The 3,410-nt window shown below is 71.0% G+C and carries 3 protein-coding genes and 1 pseudogene; 1 reads left to right on the plus strand and 3 read right to left on the minus strand.

Features of this window, described 5'->3' with window-relative positions; genetic code table 11:
* The 3 genes and pseudogenes from NQ160_RS20925 to NQ160_RS20935 all read right to left on the minus strand — a co-directional run.
* Nucleotides 1-1,076: pseudogene (locus tag NQ160_RS20925) on the minus strand (hypothetical protein); the annotation flags it as partial.
* Nucleotide 1,077: 1 nt separating this feature from the next.
* The gene (locus NQ160_RS20930; protein WP_257517008.1) at nucleotides 1,078-1,368 is read right to left on the minus strand and encodes a hypothetical protein; all 291 of its coding nucleotides are present in this window, start codon (nucleotides 1,366-1,368) and stop codon (nucleotides 1,078-1,080) included.
* A gap of 84 nt (nucleotides 1,369-1,452) precedes the next feature.
* Nucleotides 1,453-2,046, minus strand: coding sequence for a hypothetical protein (locus NQ160_RS20935; RefSeq protein WP_257517009.1), 594 nt, complete (start codon nucleotides 2,044-2,046; stop codon nucleotides 1,453-1,455).
* Nucleotides 2,047-2,192: 146 nt separating this feature from the next.
* On the opposite strand from NQ160_RS20935, the gene NQ160_RS20940 reads away from it, so the two are divergent.
* A partial coding sequence (locus NQ160_RS20940) for a glycosyltransferase (RefSeq protein WP_257517010.1) occupies nucleotides 2,193-3,410 on the plus strand: 1,218 nt, incomplete at its 3' end.

The following is a 3,410-nucleotide window of genomic DNA, read 5'->3' on the forward strand; positions in this document are numbered from 1 at the left end:
TCCAGCCACTCCCGGGTGAACTTCTGCGGGATCGTGGCCTGCGGCATCCGGGTCATCAGCTGCTGACCCGCCGGCAGCAGCCGCTGGAACTCGTCGCCCACGGCGGCTATGGCGCTGCGGCGCGTCGAGATCGGATGCACGATGCGCTGGAACAGCGACGTGGCCTGGCGGTTGTGCGTGAGGCCGCGCAGCACCTGCGTGCCGCGCAGAGCGAACCCGACGCCCTTGGCCGCGACGGCACCGATGCCGAAGGTGAGCACGCCGAGCATGTCCAGCCCGAACGACAGCCATGAGCCCTCGCCGGCGAAGGCGAGACCGAAGCTGAGCAGGGCGGTCGCCGCCGCCAGGCCCAGCGCGATGGGGGCGAGCACCGGGAAGAAGATGCTCAGGATGCCGACGATCGCGGTGATCGCCCCGAGGATGTTCTTCACCGCCGAGAGCCATCCGGCGTTGGCGCTGACCCAGTCCTTCACCGCCCCCGAGACCTTGTCCCAGAGGGAATCGTTGACGCGGTCGCCCTTGACGGCCGCGGCGATCGCCTCCGCGGCTTGGTTGCCCGCCTCGCGGACGTTGTCCACCGCTGCCGCGTGAAGGATGCCGGCACTGCGCAGGTCGGCACGAGCCATCATCAGGTGCTGCGACACGCCCGAGGCGAACTGGGCGGCGTCGGTGCGTTCGACGGGGTCCACCGTGGACCTGATGGCGTCGTTGGCCTCGGCGAGCCGGTATTCGTGGCGTCGCTCGGCGAGCTGGGCCTCATCGCGGGCCTCCATGGCCTGCAGCGCCTGCCGCTGCGCCGTGGCCAGGACCTCCGCGTACGCCAGCAGCTGGGAGCCGGCCACCTCGTACCGGCCGTGCAGGTTGCGCAGACGTTCCCGTGTGTCACCCACCGACTCGGCGAGCGCCTCGAGTGCGTCGCTCTGCTGCGAGCCGGCCTGCGTGATGACCTGTTCGAGCTGCGCGGTGGCGTCGGTGATCGCGTCGGCCATGCGCTGGTACTTCTCGGCCTTGCGCCGCACCCGGTCGGGGTTGCCGGGGATCGGGGCGATCAGACCGGCGGGGGTGGCTTCGGGCATGTCAGCCTTCTCCTTCCACGGCGTTGCCGAGCTCGTCGTCGACGTCGCGGAACGCGTCGGCGACCGTCTTCGCCTTCTGTCGGAGCACGTCGACGTCATCCATCAGCTCGGCGCGGCGCCGGTCCCAGCCGTCCCCGAACTCCTGCACGACACCGGCCAGCCTGTCATGCCCGAGGGCGTCGGCGAGGGCGTCGGAGTCGCTGTCGACGCGATCGAGGGTGCGATGGATGCGCCCCAGATTCCTCGCGAGATCGGTGACGGTCTCGGTGTCGATGCGGAGCGTGCTGGCCATAGCCAAAGCATAGGAGGCACGGTGCACGGTTGCCGATGGGGAGGACTCCCCACCTTTCGCCGCGGGCGAGCCGACCGGGGCGGGTCAGCTGGGGTCGAGGCGCAGCACGTCGGGCGACGAGCCGAGGGTGACGTCTCCCACCACCCGCAGGCTGCGCGCCAGATGGTCGACGTCGCCGACGACCGTCCCCACGCGCGTGCGGTCGCTGCAGACGGCGGTGAGCGTGACGAAGTGCGTGCCGGTGTCCCATGTGTAGCTGAGGAAGGGCGGCGTCTTGTCGCCGCTCGGCATCGTCATCGCGAGCTTCTCGCCGACGCCCAGGTAGGGGTTGCGGAACGACTCGGTGTCGTCGTACTCCATCGGCATCATGGCGCGCGAAGCCCGCAGCTGCGGCGTGGCCTGCTGCAGCTGCGCCATCGCGACGAGCAGTTCGGGGTCGTCCTTCCACACCCACACCAGCACCCGGCCGTCGGCCTTGCGCATGAGCAGTGGTGCCGCCTGGCTCACCGCCCAGGCCGCGATGCCGCTGGCCGGGCGCGCCGACGCGCCGAGGGCCGCGTTCGCCTGCTCCATCAGCATGCGGATCGCGGCCTTGCGGTGACGGCGGCCCCTGAAGCCCAGCGATCCCGTCACGGTGACCCAGCGGGCGGGATCGGCGTCGGCCTGCAGTCGGGACATGCACCCAGGGTAGGGGGATACGCCGCCGGCCGGCGCTGTGCGTCGGCAGGGAGTGGCGCGCTTTCCGGTCCCCTGGGCTGCTCGGGTAGAGTGGGGCCGCGCCGCCATACCCCGCGGCACGACGCAGAGATAGGCAGCCACCCTCCGTGACTTCCCCCGCGACACCCGGACCCGAGCCCGAAGAAGCACCCGCCGGCATCCGGCGTCCCCTGAAGATCGTCATCGGCTGCGACACGTTCGCCCCCGACGTCAACGGGGCCGCACGCTTCGCCGAGCGCCTCGCCGCCGGTCTGACGACCCGCGGCCATGAGGTGCACGTCGTGGCGCCCGGCCGCAAGTACAAGCGCGTACCGCCCGCCACCGAGGTGATCGAGGGCGTGCCCCTCACCGTGCACCGGCTGCCGTCGCTGCGCTGGCCTCCGCACGACTGGCTGCGCTTCGTCTGGCCGTTCCGGTCGAAGCACTACGCCCGCAAGGTGCTGGACCAGGTGCGCCCCGACGTGGTGCACATCCAGTCGCACATCGTCATCGGGCGGGGCCTGGCACGCATCGCCACGCAGCGCGGCATCCCCGTCGTCGCCACGAACCATGTGATGGCCGAGAACATCCTCGACTTCACGACCCTGCCGCCGTTCCTGGACAAGGTCATGCTGAAGGCCGCGTGGGACGACGCCGCGCGCACTTTCGCGCTGGCGCGGGCGGTCACGACGCCCACCCGCCGCGCGGCGGACTTCCTCGAGTCCACGATCGACATCACCGGGGTCATCCCGATCAGCTGCGGACTGGATGCCGCGAACTACACGCCCGCTCTCGAGCCGCGCAGCGTCAACCGCATCCTGTTCGTCGGTCGCCTGACCTCCGAGAAGCACATCGACACGCTGCTCAACGCCGTCGCCCGGCTCGACCCGGCGCTGGAGGCGACGGTGGACATCGTCGGCGGGGGCGACCAGCGCAAGGCGCTCGAAGCGATGGCGGCCCAGCTCGGGCTGTCCGACCGCGTGATCTTCCACGGGCATGTGGACGAGGACGAGCTGCGCTCGCTGTACACCCGTGCCAGCGTGTTCGCGATGCCGTCGATCGCCGAGCTGCAGTCCATCGCGACCATGGAGGCGATGGCCTCGGGGCTCCCCGTCGTCGCCGCCGACGCCCTCGCGTTGCCGCACCTCGTGCAGGACGGCGTCAACGGCTGGCTGTTCCGCCCGCAGGACCCCGACGACCTCGCCGCCAAGCTGACTCGCGTGCTCACGGCATCGCCCGAGGAGTTCCTCGCCATGCAGCGCGCGTCGCTCAAGGGCGTCGAGATCCACGACATCGCCCGCACCCTCGACACGTTCGAGGCCCTGTACCGGGGCGAGCCGGTCAAG

The sequence above is a fragment of the Microbacterium sp. zg.Y909 genome (assembly GCF_024626565.1).

Excerpts from the sequence above, each read along its gene's own strand:
- NQ160_RS20930 (WP_257517008.1), bottom strand. The coding sequence starts at position 1,368 with ATGGCCAGCACGCTCCGCATCGACACCGAGACCGTCACCGATCTCGCG.
- NQ160_RS20935 (WP_257517009.1), bottom strand. The coding sequence starts at position 2,046 with ATGTCCCGACTGCAGGCCGACGCCGATCCCGCCCGCTGGGTCACCGTG.